The organism is Pseudomonas sp. HMSC065H01 (assembly GCF_001815235.1).
In the GTDB taxonomy this organism is placed as follows: Bacteria; Pseudomonadota; Gammaproteobacteria; order Pseudomonadales; family Pseudomonadaceae; genus Pseudomonas; species Pseudomonas aeruginosa.
The window spans coordinates 205,159-227,961 of record NZ_KV819899.1 but is presented as its reverse complement, the minus strand read 5'-3'; the positions used below and the strand labels follow the sequence as shown (position 1 = coordinate 227,961).

Below are 22,803 nucleotides of genomic sequence, written 5' to 3'. Positions count from 1 at the left end.
CCGTAGGCCGCTCCTTACCGAGCGGCCTTCACGTATCTGGAAGAAGCCTTTTCCTCCAGCAGTTCACGGTACAGCTCGCTCCAGCGACGCCCCATCTCTTCGGCGGTGAACAGTTGCCGATAGCGGGCCTCCGCGTTCCTGCCCATTTCCTCCGCCTGCTGCGGATGCTCCCAGAGCCAGCGCATCGCTTGGCGAAACGCGGCCGGCTGGCTGGGCGGCACGACCAGGCCGGTCTCGCCATGGATATTGATGTAGCTGGTGCCGGTGCCGATCTCGCTGGAGATCATCGGCTTGCCGTACATCGCGCCCTCCAGCAGGGAGATACCGAACGCCTCGGAACGCAAGTGTGACGGAAAGACCATGGCGTAGCTGAGTTGCAGCAGGGCGACCTTGTCCTCGTCGTCCACTCGGCCGAGGAAGTGCACGTTGCGCAACCCCAGCGCCGCGGCCTGGGCATACAGCTCGGCCTGCAACGGCCCGGCACCGACGATCACCACCGGGTAATCGGTGCCCTGCAACGCATCCAGCAGGATATGCAGGCCCTTGTAGTAGCGCATCACCCCGACGAACAGGAAGAACCGCGGCCCGAGTTTCTCTCGCCAGTGCTCCAGACGCTGTGCCGCAGGCTTCGGGTAGCAGGCCTTGTCCAGGCCGTAGGTGATCACCCGGGTCTTTTCCCGGTACTGGCGGAGCACGTCGCTGGTGCTGAAGTAGTTGGGCGACGCCACCGCGATCCGATCGACGCTATGAAGGAAGCGCCCCATCAGCGGCCGGTACAGTTTCAACAGGACGCGCTGGCGGATGATGTCCGAATGGTAGGTGACCACGCTCGGCTTGTTCATACCGGTGAGGAAATGCACCAGGTCCATGAACGGCCAGGGGAAGTGGTAGTTGACCACGTCCGCCTCCGCCGCCAGCTCGCGGAACTGCTTGAACACGCTCAGGGAAAACCCGGTGGAAGCGAGCTGCAGGTCGAGCCTGGCGCGATGCACCACATGTCCGCCGAAGGGCACGACAGGCGGATGCGGGTCGCTGCTCAGGGTCAGGACGTGGTTGTCGATCCCCCACGACCCGCTGCTCTCGCAAAGCTGGAAGATCACCTGTTCGATCCCGCCTACCGTTTCGCTCAGGTAGGTCTTGTAGAAGTGCAGTACCCGCATTCAGCCCTCCACGGCACGACGATAGGCTGCAGCGGTGAGATTCGCGCAACGCTTCCAGGAAAACTGCTCCGCCCGTCGCAGGCCGGCTTCCCGGCAGCACTCCCAGTAGACGGTATCCTCGGTCATGCGGACCAGCATGTCAGATAGCCCATTGGCATCATCCGGGTCAATATAGCTGCCCGCCTCGCCGGCCACCTCCGGCATTGCGGAGAGTCGCGTGAGCAATACTGGCGTGCCGCTGGCCATGGCTTCCAGCACAGGCAGGCCGAAGCCTTCGTAGATCGAGGGGAAGACCAGCGCCCGAGCGCCCGACATCAACTCGGCGACCCGCTCGTCCGGCAGGTAGCCGAGCAGCCGCACCGTTCCCGAAGCCAGCGCCTGGCGCAGTTCGTCGTCGAGCGAGCGACTTTCCCATCCCGGCATGCCGACGATCATCAGCGGAAAACGCTGGCGGACCGCCGCCGGCAGTTGCCCATGGGCGCGCAGGGCCAGCGACAGGTTCTTGCGCGGTTCGAGGGTTCCTACGCAGAGGAAATACCCGCGCGGCACCAGGCCATGCGCGCGCAAGGGCTCGCGCAGGGACTCCCGGTCCCGCGGACGGAACCGCGCGGCATGGCCGAGGGGCGCCACCACGAAGCGCTCGCGCGGCAGGCCGAAATACGCCTGCGCCTCGTCGGCGATCGCCTGCGAGTCGGTCAGGATCAACCGCGCCTTTTCCATCCCGCGCGCCAGCCGGCGTTCTATTTCGCGCAAGCGGGCGGCGGGTTGCGTCGCCGGATAATGCAGGTGGGTCAGGTCGTGCAGGGTCATCAGCATCGGCCCGTCGAAGTCCAGCGGCCAGAGACTGGGCTCATGGTAGAGATCGACCGGCGGCCGACCGCTATCGAAACGCCGCTGCTCCAGCCAGCGTCGTGCCCGGTAGGCTCCAGGCAGGTTGCGCAGCCAGGGCGACAGACGCGAATAGCCGGGCAGCGCCGCCGCCGGCAGGTCGCCGCTCCAGCCCCAGCCATGGAACAGGGAAAACTCGAAGTCCGCATGCGCCTGCAACGCGCCCAACAACTCGACCAGGTAATGTCCGATGCCGGTCCGCGGCGCCTGGAGAATCCGCGCGTTAACCGCAATCCGCATGTACTGCCTCGCCATGCGTCGGGGCCTTGCCGAGGGCGAGCAGGATCCGCGCGATCAGTTGCCGACTCGCTTCGTGCCAGCCGATCCAGCGCCATTCGCCGACCGGTCGCTCGGCCGGGAACTCGCCCGTGGCTTCGAAGCGGGTGACCAGGTTCGCCAGGGTCTGCGGATCGGCGAGGTCGAAGTAGGCCATGAATTCGCCGCCGATCTCGCGGAACACCGGGATGTCGCTGCCCATCGCCGGCAGGCCGCGCTGCATGGCCTCCACCAGCGGCAGGCCGAAACCTTCCACATAGGACGGGAAGACCAGCGATGCGGCATGGGAGTATGCGTACTCCAGGCTCTTGTCGGAGAGGTCGTTGAACATGAACAGGCGCTTGTTCAGCTCCGGATGCTGCCGCACCCGTTCCACCAGCGCCTCGCACTTCCAGCCGATGCGTCCGGCGATGCACAACCGCACCTGCGAACCCTGGGCCCAGGCGCGCTCGAAGGCATCCAGCAGGTAACCGTGGTTCTTCCGCGGCTCGATGGTGCTGACCATCAGGAATACCGGCGCCTTGGCCTTGAACATGCGCAGCAGGTCGGGCTCGACGGAGGCGCCGTCCTCCACCAGGTCCAGCTCCGAACCCAGGTGGAAATAATCGAACCAGCGTTGCGCGACCTTCTCCGGGCCGATGCGCCGCAGCATCTCCGCGCGCACTTCGTCGCGGATGGTCTCGGAAATCGCGACGTAGCCGTCGGCGGTGGCCGCGATCCAGTCGAACCAGTGGTTGAACACCTTGACCAGTCCGGCATCGCAGAATTGCGGATGGGTCAGGGGAATCAGGTCGTAGATCACCGAGACGATGCCCACGCCCTCGCTCTTGAGGCGTTCCGCCAGCGGGAAGAAATCGGCGTGCCAGGAGGAGTCCAGCAAGACCAGTTGGTCGCCGGCCCGATGTTCGAGCGGGGTCGCGCGCACGGGTGCAGGCTGCTGCTTGCCGAGGATGCGGTCGAGCAGGCGCAGCGGAATGCTGAGGAAGGCAAAGGCGAACAGGCGGCAGGCTACATAGAGAAGGCGCCGGGCCCACGGCGAGGAACGGAACGGGCGGCGCTTTTCCAGGGTGCGCTGGCCCAGCCAGAAGTAGTTGGCGGCTCGCTCCACCAGGATGCGCAGGCGTACCAGCGGCGAATGCGGCCGCGGGTCCAGCGGCGCCAGGCTGTGGACCTGATACAGGGTGCCGTCGAGCATTGCCACCGGGATGCACTCCACCGTCTCGTCGGCTTCCGGCAACTCGCGGATGACGTTGCGCACCACCCGCTGAATACCGGAATTGACCTTGGGATGCTCGAACACATAGGTGCATTCGACCAACAGACGCGTCATGGAGTGCTCTCCGCGGAAGTGGGGTCCAGAGCCGCCTCGCCGGAGCGGCTGATATGGGTTTCGGCGCCCAGCCAGGAGCAACCGACGAAGTCTTCCTGGCGGTTGTTGATGACATGGAAGACCAGGCCGTAGTCGCGCCATTCGAAGTTGCGGTCCAGGTGCGAGTCCAGCCGCGACAGGCTCAGCGCCACCGAGTAGTGCCCCTTGCCCAGGCGCATGTCGAAGGCGAAGCGGTAGGTGATGCGCTCGCCGGCCTTCAGGTCGGTGAGCGCCTTGTCCAGGCGGTGGGTATTGATCCCGTACATCGGCTGGCCGAGGCGGTCCTTGATCATGAAGCCGAGGATCAGCCGCTCGATGTCCTGGCGAACCTCGACCTCGACTTCCAGCGTCACCGCCTGGCCTACCTCGACCACCTCCAGCGCGCGCTGCCGCTGGTCGACCATCCGTACGTCGAGGATCGCTGCCTCGCCGGTGCCGGAAATCGTCCGCACCTGGCCGTCGGCGAGCATTTCCTGGCGCACGGTCTGCCCCTCGCGCTCGGCGAGCAGGGCGTTGTAGTAGTCCATCACTTCTTCCGGCCGCCCGCGCATGGCCATCCGTCCCTGCTCCAGGAGGATCGCGGAGTCGCAGATGGACTGGATCGCCGAGCGGTCGTGGGAAACGATCAGCAGGGTGGTGCCGGCCTTGCGGAAACTGCGGATGCGCTCGAAGCTCTTGTGCTGGAAATAGGCATCGCCGACCGACAGGGCCTCGTCGACGATCAGGATGTCCGGCCGCCGGGCAGTCGCCACGCTGAACGCCAGGCGCATCTGCATGCCGCTGGAGTAGGTGCGCACCGGTTGCTCGATGGCCTCGCCGATTTCGGCGAAGGCCTCGATATCCGGCATCAGCGCCTGGATTTCCTCGACCTGCATGCCCAGCAGTTGCCCGGCCATGAAGACGTTCTGCCGGCCGGTGAAGTCCGGGTGGAAGCCCATGCCCAGCTCGAGCAGCGCGGCGACCCGGCCGGCCACGCGGATCTCGCCGCAGGTCGGCTGGGTGGTGCCGGCGATCATCTTCAGCAGGGTGCTCTTGCCGGCGCCGTTGACCCCGACGATGCCGACCGCTTCGCCCGGCTCGATGGTGAACTCGACCTCGCGCAGGATCCAGTGCAGGTGGTGGCGCGGAGGGCTGAAAGGCACCAGCCATTCGAACAACCGGCTCCAGCGATTGGGATACTGCTTGTAGGCCTTGCCGAGGCCGGATACGCGTATCTGTCCCATCAGAGTTCATCCACCATTTCGCCGACCCGCTGGCGGAACAGACGCAGGCCGAGCGCGCACAGCAGCAGCGCCAGCAGGGTGATCGGCAGCAATGAAGGCCAGTCCGGCCATTGCCCGTGGAGGAACAGCTGCTGGTAGCTGCGCATCAGCGCGGTCATCGGGTTGAGTTCGATCAGCGAGCGGATACCCTCGGGCAGGATGCCGATCGGATAGACGATCGGCGTCAGCCAGAACCAGAACTGCAGGCAGATGCCGAACAACTGGCCGACGTCGCGGAAGAACACGTTGAGCACCCCGAGGATCATCCCCAGTCCCGCCGCGAACAGCACCTGGATCGCCAGCAGCGGCACCAGCGCGAGCAATGCCGCGCCCGGCAGGCGCCCGCTGAGGGCGAGAAAGCCGAGGAACAAGGCGAGGATGATGGCGAAATTGACCCCGGCGTTGAGCAGTACGATGACCGGCAGGCAGATGCGCGGGAAGCTGATCTTCTTCAGCAGGTTGGCGTTCTCGATGAACATGCTCTGGCTGCGCGAGGTGATTTCCGCGAACAGGCCCCAGGTCAGCAGGCCGGCGCAGAGATAGACGCTGTAGGCCAGGCCGTCGTCGACCCCCGGCAGGCGCGCGCGCATCACCTGGGAGAAGATCACCGTGTAGACGACGATCATCGACAGCGGATTGAGCACCGTCCACAACGCGCCGAACAGCGACCCGCGGTAGCGCGACTGGAACTCGCGCTTGACGCTGCCGAGAACGAAGCCACGATAGCCCCACAAGGAACGAGACAAGCCAAGAAGCATCAGACCACCCTGCCGTACTGGTCCTCGAAGCGGACGATGTCGTCCTCTCCCAGGTATTCGCCGCTCTGCACCTCGATCATCACCAGGTCGATGACCCCCGGGTTTTCCAGGCGATGCCGGTGGCCCGCGGGAATGTAGGTCGACTCGTTGCTGTTGACCAGCCGCGCGCCATCGCCATTGGTGACCCTGGCCATGCCTTGCACCACGATCCAGTGCTCGCTGCGGTGATGGTGCATCTGCAGCGACAAGCGCTCTCCCGGCCTGACCACGATTCGCTTGATCTTGAAGCGCGGCCCCTCCTCGAGGACGGTATAGCTGCCCCAGGGACGGTTGACGGTCCGATGCAGCCGATAGGCCTCGTGCCGCTCGTCCTTCAGCCGCTGCACCACCCTGCGCACCTCCTGGACCCGGTCGGCGCGGGCGATCAGCAGCGCATCGGAAGTATCCACCACGACCAGGTCGTCGACCCCGACCGTGGCGACCAGGCGCCCGTCGCTCTGCACGAAGGTGTTACGGGTGTCGACGAACAGGGTGTCGCCGCTGCCGCGATTGCCCTCTGCGTCCGCGTCGAGCAGCGCGCTCATCGCGCCCCAGGAACCGATATCGCTCCAGTCGAAGGCCGCCGGCACCACGGCGACCCGCGCGGAGCGCTCCATCAGCGCATAGTCGATGGAAATGTCCGGCAGCGCGGCGAAGGCTTCGCCCGCCAGCTCATGCTGGATGCCATCGGCCATCTTCACCGCCGCACTGGCGGCCAGGCAGGCCCTGGCCTGCTCCAGCAGGGCCGGGGCATGCTGCGCCAGCTCGTCGACCAGGGTCGAGGCCGTGAAACAGAACATCCCGGAGTTCCACAGGAAACCGCCACTTTCCACGTAGCGACGGGCGGTTTCCTCATCGGGTTTCTCGACGAAGCGGCGCACCTTGGCCGCCCCCTGCTCGTCCAGCCGGTCGCCCAGCTCGATATAGCCGAAACCGGTTTCCGCTGCGTCCGGCACCACGCCGAAGGTAACCAGGTGCCCGGCGACGGCGAGACGCGCGGCATGCCCCACCGCCTGGCGGAAGGCCTCCTCGTTGCGGATCAGGTGATCCGCCGGCATCACCACCAGTACCGCCGCGTCGCCATGTTCGGCTTGCAGCGCCAGGGCGGCGACGGCAATCGCCGGAGCGGTGTTGCGTCCGGTCGGTTCGAGGATGAAATGTCCCCGATGCCGCCCCAGGCGGGCCGCCTGGAACTGGTCCTTGCTCTGGAAGTAATGCTCGCGGTTGGTCACCGTGACGATTTCGCCATGCCCGGCCAGGAGCCCGGCGGCACGTCGGTAGGTCTTGCCCAGCAGGGTCTGGCCATCGGGCAGGCGCATGAACGGCTTCGGCTGTCCTTCACGCGACACCGGCCAAAGGCGGGTACCGGCGCCGCCGGAAAGCACCACGGGAATCAGCATGGCTTACTCCCGGGAAACGCGTCGCAGGTCCGCCTCGACCATCATCCGGATCAGCTCGTCCAGGCTGGTCCTGGGCTTCCAGCCGAGCACACGCTGGGCCTTGGCCGGATTACCCAGCAGCACGTCGACCTCGGCGGGCCGGAAGAACGCCGGGTCGATCTTGAGGAAGTCGCGGTAGTCCAGGCCCACATGCTCGAAAGCGATCTGGCACATGTCGCGCACGGTGGTAGTGACACCGGTGGCCACCACGTAGTCGTCGGCCTTGTCCTGCTGCAACATCAGCCACATGGCTTCGACGTAGTCCCCGGCAAAGCCCCAGTCGCGCTTGGCGTCGACGTTGCCCAGGCGCAATTCCTGCTGCTTGCCGAGCTTGATGCGGGCCACCGCGTCGGTAACCTTGCGCGTGACGAACTCGATGCCGCGCAGCGGCGATTCGTGGTTGAACAGGATGCCGCTGGAGGCGTGCAGGCCGAAGCTCTCGCGATAGTTGACGGTGATCCAGTGGCCATAGAGCTTGGCCACGCCGTAGGGGCTGCGCGGGTAGAACGGCGTGTTCTCGTCCTGGCGCTCGGCCTGGATCAGGCCGAACATCTCGCTGGTGGAGGCCTGGTAGAAGCGCGTTTCCGGGCTGAACTGGCGGATCGCCTCGAGCAGGTGGGTCACGCCCAGGCCGTCGACGACGCCGGTGGTCACCGGCTGGTTCCAGGAAGCCCCGACGAAGCTCTGTGCCGCCAGGTTGTAGACCTCCTGCGGCTGCGCCTTGATCACCGCGCGCTGCACCGAACAGGCATCGGCCATGTCGCCGTCCTCGTACTGGATATCGCCTTCGATCCCCAGCTCGCGCAGGCGCCAGCGCGTGTCGCTGCTGCGCCGCGCCACCAGGCCGTGGACCCGGTAGCCCTTCTCCAGCAGCAGCTTGGCCAGGTACGCTCCGTCCTGACCGGTGATCCCAGTTACCAGTGCACTTCTTGTCATTCTTCTCGTACCCGTGACTCCCAGTCGGACAGGATCGCCCGCAGGGACTGTTTTATGGTTATTTCAGGCTTCCAGCCCGTGGTGTCATGCAGTCGCGCATGGCTGCCGCGAACCCGCCGCTGTTCCGCGCGGCGCATCCTGGCAGGGTCCTGAACGATTTCCAGCTCGACCTGGGCGATGTCCGCCAGCAGTTCGATCAGCTCGCGAATCTTCTGCTCCTGCCCGGAACAGACGTTATAGACGGCGCCCGCCTCGCCGTGGGAGAGCAGGCGCAGATAGGCTGACAGCACGTCCTGGACATCGAGGAAATCACGGCTGACGTCGATGTCCCCCACTTCCAGCCGATTGGCCTGCAAGCCCTGCTTCATCCGGGCGATCTGCCGCGCGGCGCTGGCGATCACGAAGCTGTCCTTCTGCCCCGGCCCGATATGGTTGAACGGTCGCGCCACCAGCACCCGCCAGCCTTCGGTGATACCCCACTGCAGGCACAGCGACTCGGCCGCCAGCTTGCTGACCGCATAGGGATTGCGCGGGTGGGGGATGAGTTCCTCGTGGATCGGCAACGCCGCCTCGGCCACCTGGCCGTAGACGTCGCCGGAGCTGATGTACAGGAAGGTACCGGAGAAACCCCGCGCCTTAAGCGCCTGGAGCAGGTTCAGGGTGCCAAGGAGGTTGATCTGCAGGGTCCGCGCAGGATCGCGGAAGGCCTCCGGCACGTAGGTCTGCCCGGCCAGGTGGATGACCGCATCCGGCAGCTCCGGCCAGAGGTCGCCCAGCGAATCCGGCTCCAGCAGGTCGTAACGATGCGGTACGGGAAGGAGCGCCCACGGCGTGTGGGCCGCTGCCAGATAAGCTTGAAGATGCTTGCCTACGAAACCGGAGAGCCCGGTGACGAACAGACGCTGAGTCAAGGAAGCGGGCCTTTTATCTGATGCTACGCTCGGCGACGCTCTTCCTAGGAATACGACGTTCCAGAGGTCATGCCGGATAGCGTGTTGTTCTGATTATCGCGCTCCAATCTGTGCCAAGAATGCGCCGATTTCAACCGCTTATTCGTGACCGGTAGGTTCTCATTCGAACGGCATGACGTTTTCTCCGTCAGCCTTCACGTTTTTGCGAAAGGTATGTTTAGAATGCCTCTCGATTTCGTGCTTGACTGCCTCCTGTTCTGTTGATCGAACAGGTCGCGGTCGCGATAACAGAACAAGAACACGATGGGTCGACCAGTCCGCCGGGAAGGCTTCCGGACAACGAAGCAGCGCCTGGCCTCGCTCATCACCACCAAGCTGTCGAACGGGCAGTTTCATCACGAGATGCCATGAATTTCATCCTTTACTCGGATATCAACGAGCGCTCGATCGGCCACAACCTCGGTCGCCCCGAATACAGCTACTACTTCGTCCTCAAGGCCTACCGGCCAATCCTCGAATCGCTGGGACAGGTCCACCTGGTACAGAGCACGGACGAAGTCGACCCGCTCTACCGGCAACTGCATGAACAGGGCGAAGACTGCCTGTTCCTCTCCTTCACCCCGCCGCACAAGGCGGCGCGGGGCCTGCAATGCCCGATGCTGTGCGTGGTCGCCTGGGAGTTCGAGTCGATTCCCGACGTGGCGTGGGACGGCGATCCGGCGCAGGACTGGAGCCAGGTCCTGGCCGGCCATGGCGCAGCCATCACCCTCTCCGAGCAGACTGCCCGCGCGGTTCGCCGGGTGCTGGGCGAAGACTTTCCGGTACTGGCGCTGCCGACGCCGATCTGGGAGGACTTCGCCGCGATCCGCCAGCAAGGCGAACGGAATCCGGTCAAGTCCGGCGAGACCCTGCAACTCAAGGGCTGCGTCATCGACAGCCGCCTGCTGGGCCTTTCCGCCGACGGCCTCATCGCACCGATCAGGGAAGAGACCGAGGACGAGATTCTCGAGGTCCTCCCCGAGACGCCCGCCGAGCCCGAGCCCGAACCGGTCCCTGAGCCAGAACCAGAGCCGGTTCCTCTCGACTGGAGGCGCCGACTGGTCATCAGCAAGCACTACCTGCTGCTGTGGTACCGGGAAGCCGTCAGCGACCTGCTACCCATACCGGTACGCCGCTGGCTGTTCCGTCACCTGCGCCGGCCGCTGCCGCCCCCGCCAACGGCGCTGGAAACGCTGCCGGAGCCATTGCCCCAGGCCATCGAGCCGATACCGCCCGCCGAGCCCGAGCATCCGCCGGCGCTGCTGCCGGACGTCGACCAGCACCAGCAGGTCGTCGTGGACGGGGTGGTCTACGTCTCGGTGTTCAATCCGCTGGACGGGCGCAAGAACTGGCATCACCTGATCACCGCCTTCTGCTGGGCATTCCGCGACACCAGCGATGCCACGCTGGTGCTGAAGATGACCCAGAGCGACCTGACGACCTACCACGTCGAACTGCTCACCCTGCTTTCCCAACTGTCGCCATTCGCCTGCCGGGTCATCGCCCTGCACGGCTATCTCGATGCCGCGGAGTACGCCCGCCTGTACGGAGCCGCCAGCTACTACGTGAACGCCTCGCGCTGCGAGGGCCTGTGCCTGCCGCTGATGGAATTCATGTCCTGCGGCACCCCGGCGATCGCTCCGGACCATTCGGCGATGGCCGACTACATGGACGCCCAGGTGGGCTTCGTGGTCCGCTCCAGCCAGGAGCCCGCGGCCTGGCCGCAGGATTCGCGCCGGTTGTACAGCACCCGGCGCTACCGGCCGAGCTGGGAGTCCCTGAAGGAGGCCTACCTGGAGAGCTACCGGGTAGCCCGGGAACAGCCGGAGCGCTATCGGCAACTGTCCGCCGCGGCCAACCAACGCATGCGCGGCTACTGCGCCGGCGACGTGGTCCGCCAGCGCCTGGAACCCTTCCTTTCCGCCCGCAAGGCAACCCCTGCGCCCGGCGTCGAACTGGCGGCCACCGCCACAGGCAACGTTCCATGCTGATCATCATTCACTCCGAGACCAACAAGACCACCATCCGGCAGAACCTCGGGCGCCCGGAGTACAGCTATTACTTCGTCCTCAAGGAATTCCGTCCGCTGCTGGAAGAGATCGGCCAGGTGGTCGAAGTCAGCGATCCCGACGAACTGGTGGACCGCCTCTACCACGACTGCCGCAAGCGCGGCGAACCCTGCGTCTTCCTCTCCTTCTCGCCGCCCCATCGCACGCCGATCCACCATGCCTGCCCGACCATCCCGGTGTTCGCCTGGGAGTTCAGCACCCTCCCCAGCGAAACCTGGCACGGCGAACCGCGCCACGACTGGCGACATGTGCTGCGCCACAGCGGACGGGCCATCACCCACTCCAGCTTCACGGTCGACGTGGTGCGCGCCGCCATGGGTCGCGACTACCCGGTACTGAGCGTGCCGGCGCCGGTCTGGGATCGCTTCGCCAACCGCGCCTCGCAGCAGGCGGGCCGTCCCGAAGCCCGGGATGTGCGCCTGCGCCTGGACGGCCTGCTGGTGGACAGCCGCCAGCTGGACCTGGCCGTCCATGCCGACCCCGAGCCGTCGGCGGAGGTCCTGGCCCTGCCGGACCGCGCGGCGAAACAGGTCGAGCTGAGCCTCGACGGGGTCATCTACACCTCGGTGTTCAACCCCTACGACGGGCGCAAGAACTGGCAGGACATGATCAGCGCGTTCTGCGCCACCTTCCGCGACGAGCCCGACGCCACCCTGGTGCTGAAACTGACCCACCACAACGTCGGCGAAGCGCTGGCCGACATGCTTCACCACCTGTACAAGAACCAGTCCTACCGCTGCCGCATCGTGCTGATCCACGGCTACCTCGCCGACCCGGACTACGAGCGGCTGGTCGAGGCCACCAGCTACGTGGTGAACACCTCCTACGGCGAAGGCCAATGCCTGCCGCTGATGGAATTCATGTCCAGCGGCAAGCCGGCCGTGGCTCCGCGCAATACCGCGATGATCGACTACATCGACGCCGACAACGCCTTCATCGTCGACTCCTCGGAAGAAGCCACCGCCTGGCCCCACGACCCGCGCGCGGCCTACCGCACGCTGCGCTACATCACCGACTGGGAGTCGCTGTGCCGGGCCTACCGGGCCAGTTTCGAGGTCGCTCGCCAGGAGCCGGAGCGCTACGCACGCATGTCCGCGCATGCCAGCGCCAGCCTCGAACGCTTCTGCAGCCGCAAGCTGGCCGTGGAGCGCCTGCGTCGCTTCCTCGACGAAGCGGCACAAGGCGACCCCGCCGCCTTGCAAAGCATCCCGGCATGATCCGCGCCCTGCTCCAACGCTGGCGTTCCCGTCCCGCTGCGGCGAGCGAACCGGTGTCGCCACGCATGTGCGGTCTGCGCGATGCGGTGCTGGATGGCTGGTTCCGCAGCGAAACCGGCGAACTGCTCGCCGGCTTCGCCATCGGCGCCCAGGACACCCTGCTCGATCTCGGCTGCGGCGAAGGCGTCGCCACCCTCTTCGCCGCCCGCCAGGGCGCTTCGGTGATCTTCACCGACAGCGAGGAGGACAAGGTGCGAAGCCTGGCGCAGCAGGTCGAGGCGGTGGCCCGGCGGCCCTTCACCGGCCTGGTCAGCGACAGCGACCCGCTGCCGCTGCGCGACGCCTGCGCCGACAAGCTGGTGTGCATGGAAGTGCTCGAACACGTGGCCAACCCAGCGCGGGTGATGGACGAACTCGTGCGTCTCGGGCGCCCTGGCGCGCAGTACCTGCTGAGCGTGCCGGACCCGGTCGGCGAACACCTGCAGCAGGGCATCGCCCCGGCCGACTACTTCCGGGCGCCCAACCACATCCACATCTTTTCCCGTGACGACTTCGCGCGCCTGGTGCAGGACGCCGGGCTGGTCATCGAGCACCGCCAGGCCAGCGGCTTCTTCTGGGTGATGGGCATGATCTTCTTCTGGGCCAGCGAACGGGCCGCCGGCCGTGAGCTCGGCGGCGCCGTCCGCGACCGTATCCAGCCGCCCTACCCGGCGCTGATGGAAGACTGGGCACGGCTCTGGGAAAACCTCCTGGCCCGTCCCGACGGCCTGGAGATCAAGCACCTGCTCGACCGCTTCATGCCCAAGAGCCAGGTGATCATCGCGCGCAAGCCGCTCGACCCCGGATCGTCGCGGACATGAGCGGCAAACGCATCCTCGACATCGAACTGTTGCGCGGGCTGGCCGTGCTCGGCGTGGTATTCCACCATCTGCACGGCAACCTGTTCAGCGGCTCCCCGGCACTGCTGGACGGCATCAACCAGCGCGTCCAGTTCTGGTGGGGCGTGGACCTGTTCTTCGCCATCTCCGGCTTCGTCATCGCCCGCACCCTCATCCCGCAACTGCGCGAGGCGCCCACACGCCAGGCATTCTGGGAACAGGCGCGGTACTTCTGGATCCGCCGCGCCTTCCGCCTGCTGCCCTCGGCCTGGCTGTGGCTGGCGCTGATCCTGGCCTGTTGCCTGCTGCTGAACCGCTCCGGAGCCTTCGGCAGCCTGTCGGCCAACCTCGCGGCGAGCCTCGCCGGTTTCCTCCAGGTCGCCAACTTCCGCTTCGCCGACAGTTTCTACCGCTACGAATACGGTGCCAGCTTCGTCTACTGGAGCCTTTCCCTGGAGGAACAGTTCTACCTCCTGCTGCCGCTGCTGATCCTCTGCCTGCGTCGCTACCTAGGCTGGGCCCTCCTGGCGCTGGTGCTGGTCCAGTTCTTCAGCCTGCGCACGCCGCTGCTGATGGTATTGCGCACCGACGCCCTGGCCATCGGCGTACTACTCGCCCTCGCCTCCCTGCAGCCTGGCTATGCCCGCTGGAACCCCACCCTGCTGGGCCGCGCCTGGAGCGGGCCGTTGCTGCTGGCCGCCGTGGCCGCGGCCCTGGGCGTGCTGGCCAGCGAAGCGTACAGCCTGGTCACCGTGCGGATCGGCGCCATCGCGCTATTGTGCGGACTGCTGGTGTGGATAGCCTCCTACGACCGCGACTACCTGCTCTCCAACGGGCCGCTGAAGCGCTTGCTGGTCTGGGTCGGCGCGCGCTCCTATGCGATCTACCTGATCCACATCCCGGCGTTCTATCTCAGTCGCGAACTCTGCTTCCGCCTGGGCTGGGACGCCGGCGAGCGGCCCCTGTCGCTGCTCGGCACCAGCCTGGTCCTGATCGTCGTACTCAGCGAGCTCAACTACCGCTTCGTCGAGAGCCCCTGCCGCGACCTGGGCTCCCGCCTGGTCAAGCGCCTGAGCGCCGCCCGCCGCGTCGCCACCACTTCCGGAGCCACCTCATGCTGAACTTCCTCAAGAAGATCGTCTCGCCGCCCAGCCCCGCCACCGAGCCCGTCGCCGCGCCACCCGCCCCCGCGCCGGTCGACCCGTACATGCTCGGGTTGCGCGACGCGGTGCTCAGCGGCTGGTTCAACCAGGAGACCGACGAGCTGTTCAGCGGCTTTCCGATTTCCGCCGAGGACACCGTGCTCGACGTGGGGTGCGGCGACGGCGGCAACGTTCATTTCTGCGCCATGCGCGGCGCTCGCATCATCATCGCCGACATCGACGCGGAAAAGATCGCCAGGACCCGCGAGCGCCTGGCCGATACCCCGGCCCGCGAACTGGAATGCCTGGTCAGCGACTGCGACCCGCTGCCCCTGGCTGACGCCACGGCCACCCGGGTGGTCTCCACCGAGGTCATCGAGCACGTCGACGATCCGCGGCAGTTCCTCGCCGAGCTGGTACGGGTCGGCCAGCCCGGCGCACTCTATCTGCTCAGCGTGCCGCATCCCACGTCGGAAGACCTGCAGAAAGACTTCGCCGCCGACGAATACTTCCGCAAGCCCAACCACATCCGCGTGCTCGGCGAGGAGCAGTTCGCCGCACTGGTGCGCGAAGCCGGCCTGGAAATCCTCAGCCACAGCCGCTACGGCTTCTACTGGTCGCTGTGGATGCTGCTGTTCTGGGAGGCCAAGGTCGATTTCGGCAATCCCGACCATCCCCTCCTCGAACACTGGGCCAGGACCTGGCAGGCGCTGCTCGACTCGCCGCGCGGCCCGGCCATCAAGCAGGCCCTGGACGCCGTGGTCGCCAAGAGCCAGGTGATCATCGCGCGCAAGCCCGCCCAGGCGTAGAACCACCGGAACAGTTCCGCTACAGCCGGGCGGAACAGTTGCCGGGGCCACCGAACTGTTCCGTCCAACTCCCGCGTGGTTGCCCCTGAGCAAGCCAGCGGTCCCGGCGCATCATGAGGTTCCACACCCCGCCCCCATCCCCGGGATGGGAAGGAACGCACGATGAGGACATCCCCGCACCCGCACGCCGGGAGTTCCAGCGGTCTCCCGGCCGCCCATCCACATCTCGCCGCCCTGCTGGAAAAATTGAATTCCTGGCGACAAAACGCTCGATCGCGCAAGCATCTTGCGCAAATGTCCGAACACGACCTCGCCGACCTGGCAATCAGCCCGAGCGAACGCTACGTAGAGATTTCGAAACCTTTCTGGCGCTGAGCCGCTGGTGACGTGGCGCACAGTTGGTTAGTCTCAGCGTTGACACGGCCGCGCGGATGCGGCCGTCTACGCTGACTTCGTTCGGAGCAACTCACATGAAACGTCTGCGCCTGATCGGTGCCGCTGCCCTGCTCGCCTGCGCCTCCAGCGCGTTCGCCAGCAGCTTCGTGGTCACCACGGATACCCTGGTCCGCGCCACCGGCATGACCTCCAATGCCACTTCGGACATCACCAATTCCTTCCGCGACGACAAGATCGTCCTCGAAGCGCGCGACGACGCCGCCAGCTTCGTCGCCAGCCAGGGCGACATCCGCGGTTCGCACCTGGAAGCCGCACTGCGCCACATCCGTGGCAAGCTGCCGAGCCTGGCCGCCAACGACATGCAACTGGCCCAGGCGATCCTGACCATCTGAGTCGCCCGCCCCGCCGCCGCAGCCGCCCGGCTGCGGCGATGACCTGGCCGACCGGCCACACTGGCTCCGCGCCGCACATTCCGTTAGCCTTGGCGGCTGTTCCAGTCCTATTCCGCCCAACCCCATGCGTTACCGGTTCTCGTTGCTCTTCTGTTGCCTGCTGGCGCCCGCTGCGCACGCCTTCGATACCACGACGGCGTTCACCGCGAAGTCCCTTTACGTCACCAGCAAGCTGACCAGCACGCCGTTCGAGAACAAATTGTTACGCGATGCCCGGGGCGATGCGGCCAGCTTCGTCGCCAGCGATGGCAGCATCCGTGGTGCGCGCCTGGAAGCGGCGCTGCGCTGGTTGCGTGTCGCGCACCCCGAGCTGGCGGCCAGCGATCAGGAACTGGCCGAAGCAATTCTTGCCCAATAGGCGATCACCACCGTTCCGGAGAACCTCCATGCGCCGTAGCTCCATGCGTCATAGCCCCCTGTTCGCCGCCCTGCTGCTGGCGCTCTGCGCCACGGCCGCGGAAGCACGCTCGGTGGTCGCGACCAGCAATATCATCGTCCGCGCCCTCGACCGCAGCATCGACTTCACTTCCGACACCACCACTTCCGTGCGCGACATGAAAGTGGTCACCGAGGCGCGCGACGACGCCGCCAGTTTCGTCGCCAGCGACGGCGCCATTCGCGGCGCCCAGCTGGAAGCCGCGATGCGGACCCTGCGCAGCCGTCTGCCGGAAGCCCGGGAAGCCTCCGACCAGGTACTTGCCGAAGCCATTCTCGCCCTGTGAGGAAGGCCTGCGCCTGGCTGCTGGCGCTGGCCCTCTGCGGAGCCGGCAACGCGACGGCGGCCCTGCGCCTGAAACTCGACGCGCCTGAACTGGACCCTGCGCAGCGCGAGGCCAGCCAGCAACTCTTGGACGAAGCCGCGGACAAGTTGCCGCCGGCCTTCCGCGAACGCCTGGACCGCGAGATCGAGGTCGAGTGGCGCGACGACCTGCCCGCCAACGGCATGGGCCAGGCCCGTGGCCCGCAGCGCATCGCGCTGAACCGCAAGTACCTGGCCGATCTCACCGACGGCAGCGCCGCCAGCCGCCAGACCGGGCGCGTGCACGGCACCGAGCGGCGCGAGCTGCTGGCGACCCTGCTGCACGAGCTGACCCACGTCTACGATCGCGCGCGCCTGTGGTCGGCGGAGGAAAAACGCGAGATCCGCCGCTGCACGCGCCAGGAAGAAACCCTCGGCCGGATCGCCCAGCCCACCGATTGCCGCGGGCAGAGCGGTCGCCGCTTCACGCTCTCCGACGACCCGCGCCTGCTCGATCTCGCCGGCTGGCCGCAGCGCGCCGGCCAGCGCGGGCGGCGCGAGGCGCACAATGGCTTCGTACTGCGCAGCCCGGACGTCTACGAGCTGAGCAATCCGCGCGAGTTCGTCGCGGTGAACATGGAGTACTTCCTCCTCGATCCCAGCTACGCCTGCCGCCGCCCGGCGCTCTACCGCTACTACCAGCAACGCTTCGGCTGGGCGCCGGAACACAGTGCCTGTGCGCAGAGCTTCGCCTACCTCAACGCCGGCCGCGACTTCGGCCAGCAGCCGCTGGGCCAGCTCGACCCCGAGCGGGTCTACGAGGTCGACTACCTGCTGGCCGAGGCCAACGACAACCTGGTCAGCCGCTGGGGCCACACCATGCTCCGCCTGGTGATCTGCGCCCCCGGCCGGCCGCGTGGTCCGGACTGCCGGCTGGACCTCGACCAGCATCTGGTGCTGTCCTACCGCGCCTTCGTCGGCGACCTGCAATTGTCCAGCTGGGACGGCCTGACCGGCGCCTATCCGTCGCGCCTGTTCGTCCTGCCGCTGTCGCAGGTGATCGAGGAATACACCAAGGTCGAGCTGCGCAGCCTCGCCTCGGTGCCGCTGAAGCTGGACCGCGAGGAGGTCGCCAGCCTGGTCGAGCGCGCCGCGCAGAGTCACTGGAGCTACGACGGCCAGTACTACTTCATCTCCAACAATTGCGCGGTGGAAACCCTCAAGCTGCTGCGCAGCGGCATCCCCCGGCGACCGCTGCAAAGCCTGGACAGCATCACCCCCTACGGCGTGCTCGAGATGCTGGAGAACCGCAAGCTGGCCGATCCCAGTGTGCTCGACGACCCCAAGGAAGCCCTGCGCCTGGGCTACCGCTTCGACTCCTTCCGCGACCGCTACCAGGCGATGTTCGACGTGCTCAAGCAGCGCCTGCACATTCCCCAGGACAAGGTCGAGGACTGGCTGGCGCTGCCGGCCAGGGAGCGCCAGCCCTGGTTCGCCAAGGCCGACCTGCGCGCCAGCGCGGCGCTGCTGCTGCTCGAGCAGGCCTCGCTGCGGCGCCAGCTGCTGCTCGCCCAGGACGAGTTGAAGCGCCTGTACCTCGGCCACCTGGACAAGCCGGCCGGCGACCAGCGCCTGGAAGTGGCCGGCAAGACCTTCCAGCAGATCCTCGACGACAGCGGCTTCCTCAGTCGTCCGGCGGAACTCCTGGAGGGCGGCTACGGCCTGCCGCAGGCCGCCGAGTGGAAGCACCTGGAAGAGCAGACCCGCGAACGCCAGGCGCGCCTGCGCCGGCTCAGCGACGACCTCGACCGCGAGGTCCGCGCCCTGCTCGATCCCGAGCGCCGCGCCGAGCTGGAAGCCAACGAGGCCAACATCAAGGAGGTCGGCGCGCACCTGCGCGAGCTGCACAAGGCGGCCGGCGGGCTGATGCTGCCCTGAGGGAGGCGCCTGCAGGACGCATGGTCCCGAGCGCTCTTTCAGCGCCTCGCAGACGGCGGATAACGCTCTGCGTTATTCGCCCTACAGGTGCCACCTCCGGTCTTCGCTCACGGGTCGTCCGCTCCGGCGATGAACTCCTCGTCCTCTTCGGGCAACTGCGGGTCGAGGTGTAGCCATGGCAGGCGGCTGCCGACCCAGATGTGCCGGTTGGCGGGGGCGCGCTCGGGATAGTCGAGGCTGGCCACGGTGAAGTCCAGGGTATCGGCGCTGAGCCGGGTGAACAACGCCAGGTTGGCCCCGCAACGCGGGCAGAAGTAGCGCGTGCAGCTGGCCGACGAGGCATATTCCGCCGGTTCGCCCGCCAGCCAGCGGAACGCCGCGCGCGGCACCGTGGCCCAGGTGGTGACGATGCCGCCTGTGGTGCGCCGGCAGATCGAGCAGTGGCAGTGAGCGACATCGTCCAGCGGCGCGGCGACGGCGTAGCGCAGATAGCCGCAATGGCAACCGCCGGTATGGGTCTCGGGCATGGCGAATCCTCCTCGCGGGAGTGCCAGCATAAGCCGGACTTGCCCTGTGCCGCAGCCACCTCGCAAGATGAGCGGATTCCACTATCCGGGGGTGCCCGTGACCGCTCTGCTCTACTCCCTCTGGCCGCTGTTCGCCCTCATCGTCGGCGGTTACGCCCTGCGCCGCTGGGACTTTCCCGGCGAAGCCTTCTGGCCTGCCGCAGAACGCCTGAACTACTTCATCCTGTTTCCCGCGCTGCTGTTCAGCAACCTGGCGACCGCGCCGCTGGACGACCCCGGCCTGGCCCGCCAGGCCCTGGCCGTACTGCTCGGGCTCGGCGTCGCCTGGCTCGCCCTGCTGCTCTGCAAGCGCTGGCGCGGCTGGGACGCCGGGCGCTTCGGCGCCATCGCCCAGGGCGTATTGCGCTTCAACACCTATCTCGGCCTGGCCGCGGTCGGCAGCCTGTACGGCAAGCCGGGCCTGACCCTGGCCGCGCTGATGCTGGCGCTGATGGTGCCGACGGTGAACGTGATGTCGGTCTGGGCGCTGACCGCCGAGCGCGGCATCAGCCTGCGCGCGCTGCTGCTGCCGATCCTGAAGAACCCGCTGATCCTCGCCTGCCTCGCCGGCGCACTGGTCAACCTGGCCGGCGTCGGCCTGCCCGGCGGCAGCGATCGCCTGCTCAACCTGCTGGCGGTGGCCAGCCTGCCGCTGGGCCTGCTGTGCGTCGGCGCGGCGCTGAAACCCCAGGAACTCGGCGGCGAAGTCGCGGCCCTTGGCTGGAACTGCGCGGCGCGGCTGCTGGCGATGCCCCTGCTGGCCTTCGCCATCGCTCGCGGGCTGGGCCTGCCGAGCATGGAAAGCGCCGTGCTGGTACTGTTCTTCGCCCTGCCGACGGCGCCCACCGCCTATGTGCTGACCCGCCAACTGGGCGGCGACGGCCACCTGATGGCGGGCATCATTACCTTGCAAACGCTGCTTTCCGGCGCCACTCTGGTCGGCGTACTCCTCGTGCTGCAAGGAAGCCCATGACGACAGGACGCGTCGCCGCCGCCCTCACGGCGCTCTGCCTGCTCTGCCAACCGGCCTTCGGTTTCATCAAGGTGTTTCCCGAATTCGACGACGAACCCGGCGCCGCCACCTTCTTCTGGGCGGCCGTCACCACCGTCGGCCCGTTCATCGGCAGCACCGTCAGCGCACAGGAGTCCAGCGCTGACGAGGGCGACAAGCTCGTCCAGGCGCGGGACGACGCCGCCAGCTTCGTCGCCAGCGACGGTGCGATCCGTGGCGCGTACCTCCAGGCAGCCTTGCAGGTCCTGCGCCAAGCCCCGGAATACGCCGGGTACAGCGACCTGCAACTGGCCGCGGCGCTCCTCGCGCGGCAGCCCTGATCGACCATATATCCGAAATTACCCGCACGTTTCCCGCCGTTATCCAGCGAAAGCTGCCTGAAAGCTTCCCGCCGTAGCATCCGCCCACCACCGGCAGAAGACCGGACACGACGGCGCGCCCACGAGACGCCCGCTTACCCGTACAAAAACAACAATGGTGATTGCCATGCCCCGTTCCGCACACGCCTACAGCCGCACTCCGTCCGCGCGACGCCACCCGCCCGCCGCCTGCTGACCGCACGCCGCACGCCCGTCCGCCGTCTTCCCCGGAGTGAACCCATGCTGACCCTGCTCGCCTTCGCCATGGTGGCGACCTTCATGTTCCTGATCATGACCAAGCGCCTGTCCGCGCTGATCGCGCTGATCCTGGTCCCGATCGCCTTCGCCCTGATCGGCGGTTTCGCCGCCGGCCTCGGCCCGATGATGCTCGACGGCATCCGCACCCTGGCGCCGACCGGCGTGATGCTGATGTTCGCGATCCTCTACTTCGCCATCATGATCGACTCCGGGCTGTTCGACCCGGCGGTGCGCAAGATCCTCCGGCTGGTCAAGGGCGACCCGCTGAAGGTCTCGCTGGGCACCGCGGCGCTGGCGATGATCGTCTCCCTCGACGGCGACGGCTCGACCACCTACATGATCTGCGTGGCCGCCGTACTGCCGTTGTACAGCCGCCTGGGCATGAGCCCGCTGGTGATGGCCTGCCTGATCATGCTCTCCAGCGGCGTGCTCAACATGACCCCCTGGGGTGGCCCCACCGCCCGCGCGGCGAGTGCCCTGCACGTCGACCCGGCGGATATCTTCGTGCCGATGATCCCGGCGATGATCGCCGGGCTGCTGGCGATCTTCGCCATCGCCTGGATCTACGGCAAGCGCGAGCGCGCCCGCCTCGGCGAGCTGCACCTGCCCACCGACCATGAGGACCTGGCGGAGATCAGCGTGTCGCAGTATCCGGAGGCGCGCCGGCCCAAGCTGCTGTGGTTCAACGCTATTCTCACCGTGGTCCTGATGGCGACCCTGATCGCCGGCCTGCTGCCGATGCCGGTGCTGTTCATGATCGCCTTCGGCATCGCCATGATCGTCAACTACCCGTGCATCCAGGAGCAGAAGAAGCGCATCGGCGCACACGCCGAGAACATTCTCGCAGTGGTCTCGCTGATCTTCGCCGCCGGGGTGTTCACCGGCATCCTCTCCGGCACCGGGATGGTCGACGCCATGTCCAAGAGCCTGCTGGCGGTGATCCCGCCGGCGCTGGGCCCATACCTGGCGACCATCACCGCGCTGGTGAGCATGCCGTTCACCTTCTTCATGTCCAACGACGCCTTCTACTACGGCGTCCTGCCGATCCTCACCCAGGCCGCCGCCGAATACGGCATCACCCCGGTGGAAATGGCCCGCGCCTCGATCGTCGGCCAGCCGGTGCACCTGCTCAGCCCGCTGGTGCCCTCCACCTACCTGCTGGTGGGGCTGGCCAAGATCGACTTCGGCGACCACCAGCGCTTCACCCTGAAATGGGCCGTGCTGGTGTGCCTGGCAATCCTCGCCATGGCCCTGCTGCTGGGCCTGTTCCCCCTGTTCAGTAACTGACCGAGACGAGTGACCGCTTCATGGAATGGCTGACCAGCCCGGAAATCTGGATTGCGTTCTTCACCCTGACCGCCCTGGAGATCGTCCTCGGCATCGACAACATCATCATGATCTCGATCCTGGTCGGGCGCATGCCGAAGCACCTGCAGCCACGCACCCGCTTCTTCGGCCTGGCCCTGGCGATGGTGACGCGGATCCTGCTGTTGCTGTCGATCACCTGGGTCATGCGCCTGACCGCCGACCTCTTCCACCTGTTCGGCCAGGGCATCTCCGGACGCGACCTGATCCTGTTCTTCGGCGGCCTGTTCCTGCTCTGGAAAAGCAGCTCGGAGATCTACCAGGGCCTGGAAGGCGAGGAAGAAAGCGGCGATGAACCGAAGGGGTCGGCGGGCGGCTTCATCGGCACCATCATCCAGATCGCGATCATCGACATCGTCTTTTCCCTGGACTCGGTGATCACCGCCGTCGGCATGGTCTCCCACGTGCCGGTGATGGTCGCGGCGATCATCGTCGCGGTACTGGTGATGATGCTCTGCGCCGGCGCCATCAGCGACTTCATCGACAAGCACCCGTCGCTGAAGATGCTCGCCCTGTCGTTCCTCAT

General features: G+C 66.8%; 23 protein-coding genes. 14 read left to right on the top strand and 9 right to left on the bottom strand.

Going from position 1 to position 22,803, the window contains the following annotated elements; all coding sequences use genetic code 11:
* Positions 1 to 14: 14 nt before the first annotated feature.
* The 8 genes from wbpZ to rmd are packed head-to-tail and all read right to left on the bottom strand — an operon-like array spanning position 15 to position 9,038.
* Entirely contained in the window at positions 15 to 1,160 is a 1,146-nt protein-coding gene (gene wbpZ, locus HMPREF3014_RS19935) for a D-rhamnosyltransferase WbpZ (protein ID WP_010792440.1), read from the bottom strand.
* The gene (locus tag HMPREF3014_RS19930; RefSeq protein ID WP_003102573.1) at positions 1,161 to 2,288 is read right to left on the bottom strand and encodes a glycosyltransferase family 4 protein; all 1,128 of its coding nucleotides are present in this window, start codon (positions 2,286 to 2,288) and stop codon (positions 1,161 to 1,163) included.
* Positions 2,272 to 3,654, bottom strand: a complete 1,383-nt coding sequence (locus HMPREF3014_RS19925; RefSeq protein WP_003110353.1) for a glycosyltransferase family 4 protein — start codon at positions 3,652 to 3,654, stop codon at positions 2,272 to 2,274. The genes HMPREF3014_RS19930 and HMPREF3014_RS19925 overlap by 17 nt, the downstream gene beginning before the upstream one ends.
* Positions 3,651 to 4,916, bottom strand: coding sequence for an ABC transporter ATP-binding protein (locus HMPREF3014_RS19920; protein WP_003096884.1), 1,266 nt, complete (start codon positions 4,914 to 4,916; stop codon positions 3,651 to 3,653). Before HMPREF3014_RS19920 ends, HMPREF3014_RS19925 begins: the two co-directional genes overlap by 4 nt.
* Positions 4,916 to 5,713 carry an ABC transporter permease gene (locus tag HMPREF3014_RS19915; RefSeq protein WP_003096887.1) on the bottom strand — a complete coding sequence of 266 codons (798 nt, stop codon included), beginning with the start codon at positions 5,711 to 5,713 and terminating at the stop codon, positions 4,916 to 4,918. Before HMPREF3014_RS19915 ends, HMPREF3014_RS19920 begins: the two co-directional genes overlap by 1 nt.
* Positions 5,713 to 7,152, bottom strand: coding sequence for a mannose-1-phosphate guanylyltransferase/mannose-6-phosphate isomerase (locus HMPREF3014_RS19910; protein ID WP_023087933.1), 1,440 nt, complete (start codon positions 7,150 to 7,152; stop codon positions 5,713 to 5,715). The genes HMPREF3014_RS19915 and HMPREF3014_RS19910 overlap by 1 nt, the downstream gene beginning before the upstream one ends.
* Positions 7,153 to 7,155: 3 nt before the next feature.
* A complete protein-coding gene (gene gmd / locus HMPREF3014_RS19905; RefSeq protein WP_003096890.1) occupies positions 7,156 to 8,127 on the bottom strand; it encodes a GDP-mannose 4,6-dehydratase in 972 nt (323 codons plus the stop codon).
* Positions 8,124 to 9,038, bottom strand: coding sequence for a GDP-6-deoxy-D-mannose reductase (gene rmd / locus HMPREF3014_RS19900; RefSeq protein ID WP_003114107.1), 915 nt, complete (start codon positions 9,036 to 9,038; stop codon positions 8,124 to 8,126). The genes gmd and rmd overlap by 4 nt, the downstream gene beginning before the upstream one ends.
* 407 nt (positions 9,039 to 9,445) lie before the next feature.
* On the opposite strand from rmd, the gene HMPREF3014_RS19895 reads away from it, so the two are divergent.
* From HMPREF3014_RS19895 to HMPREF3014_RS19850, 10 genes are all read left to right on the top strand, one after another.
* Positions 9,446 to 11,068 carry a glycosyltransferase gene (locus tag HMPREF3014_RS19895; RefSeq protein WP_023087934.1) on the top strand — a complete coding sequence of 541 codons (1,623 nt, stop codon included), beginning with the start codon at positions 9,446 to 9,448 and terminating at the stop codon, positions 11,066 to 11,068.
* Positions 11,062 to 12,363, top strand: coding sequence for a glycosyltransferase (locus HMPREF3014_RS19890; RefSeq protein ID WP_003125903.1), 1,302 nt, complete (start codon positions 11,062 to 11,064; stop codon positions 12,361 to 12,363). The genes HMPREF3014_RS19895 and HMPREF3014_RS19890 overlap by 7 nt, the downstream gene beginning before the upstream one ends.
* Positions 12,360 to 13,223 (top strand): class I SAM-dependent methyltransferase, encoded by an 864-nt coding sequence (locus HMPREF3014_RS19885; protein ID WP_023087935.1) that lies wholly within the window; start codon positions 12,360 to 12,362, stop codon positions 13,221 to 13,223. The genes HMPREF3014_RS19890 and HMPREF3014_RS19885 overlap by 4 nt, the downstream gene beginning before the upstream one ends.
* Positions 13,220 to 14,362 (top strand): acyltransferase family protein, encoded by a 1,143-nt coding sequence (locus HMPREF3014_RS19880; RefSeq protein ID WP_003118465.1) that lies wholly within the window; start codon positions 13,220 to 13,222, stop codon positions 14,360 to 14,362. The genes HMPREF3014_RS19885 and HMPREF3014_RS19880 overlap by 4 nt, the downstream gene beginning before the upstream one ends.
* Positions 14,356 to 15,192 carry a class I SAM-dependent methyltransferase gene (locus HMPREF3014_RS19875; RefSeq protein WP_003096902.1) on the top strand — a complete coding sequence of 279 codons (837 nt, stop codon included), beginning with the start codon at positions 14,356 to 14,358 and terminating at the stop codon, positions 15,190 to 15,192. The genes HMPREF3014_RS19880 and HMPREF3014_RS19875 overlap by 7 nt, the downstream gene beginning before the upstream one ends.
* Positions 15,193 to 15,354: 162 nt before the next feature.
* Positions 15,355 to 15,567 (top strand): DUF1127 domain-containing protein, encoded by a 213-nt coding sequence (locus HMPREF3014_RS19870; protein ID WP_003096905.1) that lies wholly within the window; start codon positions 15,355 to 15,357, stop codon positions 15,565 to 15,567.
* Between the two features lie 95 nt (positions 15,568 to 15,662).
* Positions 15,663 to 15,980, top strand: coding sequence for a DUF2388 domain-containing protein (locus tag HMPREF3014_RS19865; protein ID WP_003096907.1), 318 nt, complete (start codon positions 15,663 to 15,665; stop codon positions 15,978 to 15,980).
* Between the two features lie 124 nt (positions 15,981 to 16,104).
* Positions 16,105 to 16,398 carry a DUF2388 domain-containing protein gene (locus tag HMPREF3014_RS19860; protein ID WP_003096909.1) on the top strand — a complete coding sequence of 98 codons (294 nt, stop codon included), beginning with the start codon at positions 16,105 to 16,107 and terminating at the stop codon, positions 16,396 to 16,398.
* A 43-nt stretch (positions 16,399 to 16,441) separates the two neighbouring features.
* Complete coding sequence (locus HMPREF3014_RS19855) at positions 16,442 to 16,762, top strand: DUF2388 domain-containing protein (protein ID WP_003114112.1); 321 nt, start codon at positions 16,442 to 16,444, stop codon at positions 16,760 to 16,762.
* On the top strand, positions 16,759 to 18,717 hold the full coding sequence (locus tag HMPREF3014_RS19850) for a DUF7844 domain-containing protein (protein ID WP_003102547.1): 1,959 nt from the start codon (positions 16,759 to 16,761) through the stop codon (positions 18,715 to 18,717). Before HMPREF3014_RS19855 ends, HMPREF3014_RS19850 begins: the two co-directional genes overlap by 4 nt.
* Before the next feature lie 107 nt (positions 18,718 to 18,824).
* Here the strand turns inward: HMPREF3014_RS19850 and HMPREF3014_RS19845 are convergent, their stop codons facing one another.
* Positions 18,825 to 19,244 carry a GFA family protein gene (locus tag HMPREF3014_RS19845; RefSeq protein WP_023087936.1) on the bottom strand — a complete coding sequence of 140 codons (420 nt, stop codon included), beginning with the start codon at positions 19,242 to 19,244 and terminating at the stop codon, positions 18,825 to 18,827.
* 67 nt (positions 19,245 to 19,311) lie between these two features.
* Between HMPREF3014_RS19845 and HMPREF3014_RS19840 the strand changes: the two genes are divergently transcribed.
* The 4 genes from HMPREF3014_RS19840 to HMPREF3014_RS19825 form a co-directional block, all read left to right on the top strand.
* Positions 19,312 to 20,256 (top strand): AEC family transporter, encoded by a 945-nt coding sequence (locus HMPREF3014_RS19840; protein ID WP_003096914.1) that lies wholly within the window; start codon positions 19,312 to 19,314, stop codon positions 20,254 to 20,256.
* Entirely contained in the window at positions 20,253 to 20,615 is a 363-nt protein-coding gene (locus HMPREF3014_RS19835; RefSeq protein ID WP_003102543.1) for a DUF2388 domain-containing protein, read from the top strand. The genes HMPREF3014_RS19840 and HMPREF3014_RS19835 overlap by 4 nt, the downstream gene beginning before the upstream one ends.
* A gap of 279 nt (positions 20,616 to 20,894) precedes the next feature.
* Positions 20,895 to 22,199: a CitMHS family transporter gene (locus tag HMPREF3014_RS19830; RefSeq protein ID WP_003096918.1), complete on the top strand. Its 1,305-nt coding sequence runs from the start codon at positions 20,895 to 20,897 to the stop codon at positions 22,197 to 22,199.
* 20 nt (positions 22,200 to 22,219) lie between these two features.
* On the top strand, positions 22,220 to 22,803 hold a 584-nt coding region (locus HMPREF3014_RS19825), incomplete at its 3' end, for a TerC family protein (protein WP_049289754.1).

What these genes read in the sequence shown, in the direction of transcription:
- gmd (WP_003096890.1), bottom strand. Translation starts at nt 8,127, where the DNA reads ATGACAAGAAGTGCACTGGTAACTGGGATCACCGGTCAGGACGGAGCG.
- HMPREF3014_RS19910 (WP_023087933.1), bottom strand. Translation starts at nt 7,152, where the DNA reads ATGCTGATTCCCGTGGTGCTTTCCGGCGGCGCCGGTACCCGCCTTTGG.
- HMPREF3014_RS19875 (WP_003096902.1), top strand. Translation starts at nt 14,356, where the DNA reads ATGCTGAACTTCCTCAAGAAGATCGTCTCGCCGCCCAGCCCCGCCACC.
- HMPREF3014_RS19915 (WP_003096887.1), bottom strand. Translation starts at nt 5,713, where the DNA reads ATGCTTCTTGGCTTGTCTCGTTCCTTGTGGGGCTATCGTGGCTTCGTT.
- HMPREF3014_RS19890 (WP_003125903.1), top strand. Translation starts at nt 11,062, where the DNA reads ATGCTGATCATCATTCACTCCGAGACCAACAAGACCACCATCCGGCAG.
- HMPREF3014_RS19835 (WP_003102543.1), top strand. Translation starts at nt 20,253, where the DNA reads ATGACGACAGGACGCGTCGCCGCCGCCCTCACGGCGCTCTGCCTGCTC.
- HMPREF3014_RS19845 (WP_023087936.1), bottom strand. Translation starts at nt 19,244, where the DNA reads ATGCCCGAGACCCATACCGGCGGTTGCCATTGCGGCTATCTGCGCTAC.
- HMPREF3014_RS19860 (WP_003096909.1), top strand. Translation starts at nt 16,105, where the DNA reads ATGCGTTACCGGTTCTCGTTGCTCTTCTGTTGCCTGCTGGCGCCCGCT.
- HMPREF3014_RS19880 (WP_003118465.1), top strand. Translation starts at nt 13,220, where the DNA reads ATGAGCGGCAAACGCATCCTCGACATCGAACTGTTGCGCGGGCTGGCC.
- HMPREF3014_RS19885 (WP_023087935.1), top strand. Translation starts at nt 12,360, where the DNA reads ATGATCCGCGCCCTGCTCCAACGCTGGCGTTCCCGTCCCGCTGCGGCG.
- HMPREF3014_RS19925 (WP_003110353.1), bottom strand. Translation starts at nt 3,654, where the DNA reads ATGACGCGTCTGTTGGTCGAATGCACCTATGTGTTCGAGCATCCCAAG.
- HMPREF3014_RS19895 (WP_023087934.1), top strand. Translation starts at nt 9,446, where the DNA reads ATGAATTTCATCCTTTACTCGGATATCAACGAGCGCTCGATCGGCCAC.
- HMPREF3014_RS19855 (WP_003114112.1), top strand. Translation starts at nt 16,442, where the DNA reads ATGCGTCATAGCCCCCTGTTCGCCGCCCTGCTGCTGGCGCTCTGCGCC.
- HMPREF3014_RS19870 (WP_003096905.1), top strand. Translation starts at nt 15,355, where the DNA reads ATGAGGACATCCCCGCACCCGCACGCCGGGAGTTCCAGCGGTCTCCCG.
- wbpZ (WP_010792440.1), bottom strand. Translation starts at nt 1,160, where the DNA reads ATGCGGGTACTGCACTTCTACAAGACCTACCTGAGCGAAACGGTAGGC.
- HMPREF3014_RS19830 (WP_003096918.1), top strand. Translation starts at nt 20,895, where the DNA reads ATGCTGACCCTGCTCGCCTTCGCCATGGTGGCGACCTTCATGTTCCTG.
- HMPREF3014_RS19930 (WP_003102573.1), bottom strand. Translation starts at nt 2,288, where the DNA reads ATGCGGATTGCGGTTAACGCGCGGATTCTCCAGGCGCCGCGGACCGGC.
- HMPREF3014_RS19865 (WP_003096907.1), top strand. Translation starts at nt 15,663, where the DNA reads ATGAAACGTCTGCGCCTGATCGGTGCCGCTGCCCTGCTCGCCTGCGCC.
- HMPREF3014_RS19920 (WP_003096884.1), bottom strand. Translation starts at nt 4,916, where the DNA reads ATGGGACAGATACGCGTATCCGGCCTCGGCAAGGCCTACAAGCAGTAT.
- HMPREF3014_RS19840 (WP_003096914.1), top strand. Translation starts at nt 19,312, where the DNA reads ATGAGCGGATTCCACTATCCGGGGGTGCCCGTGACCGCTCTGCTCTAC.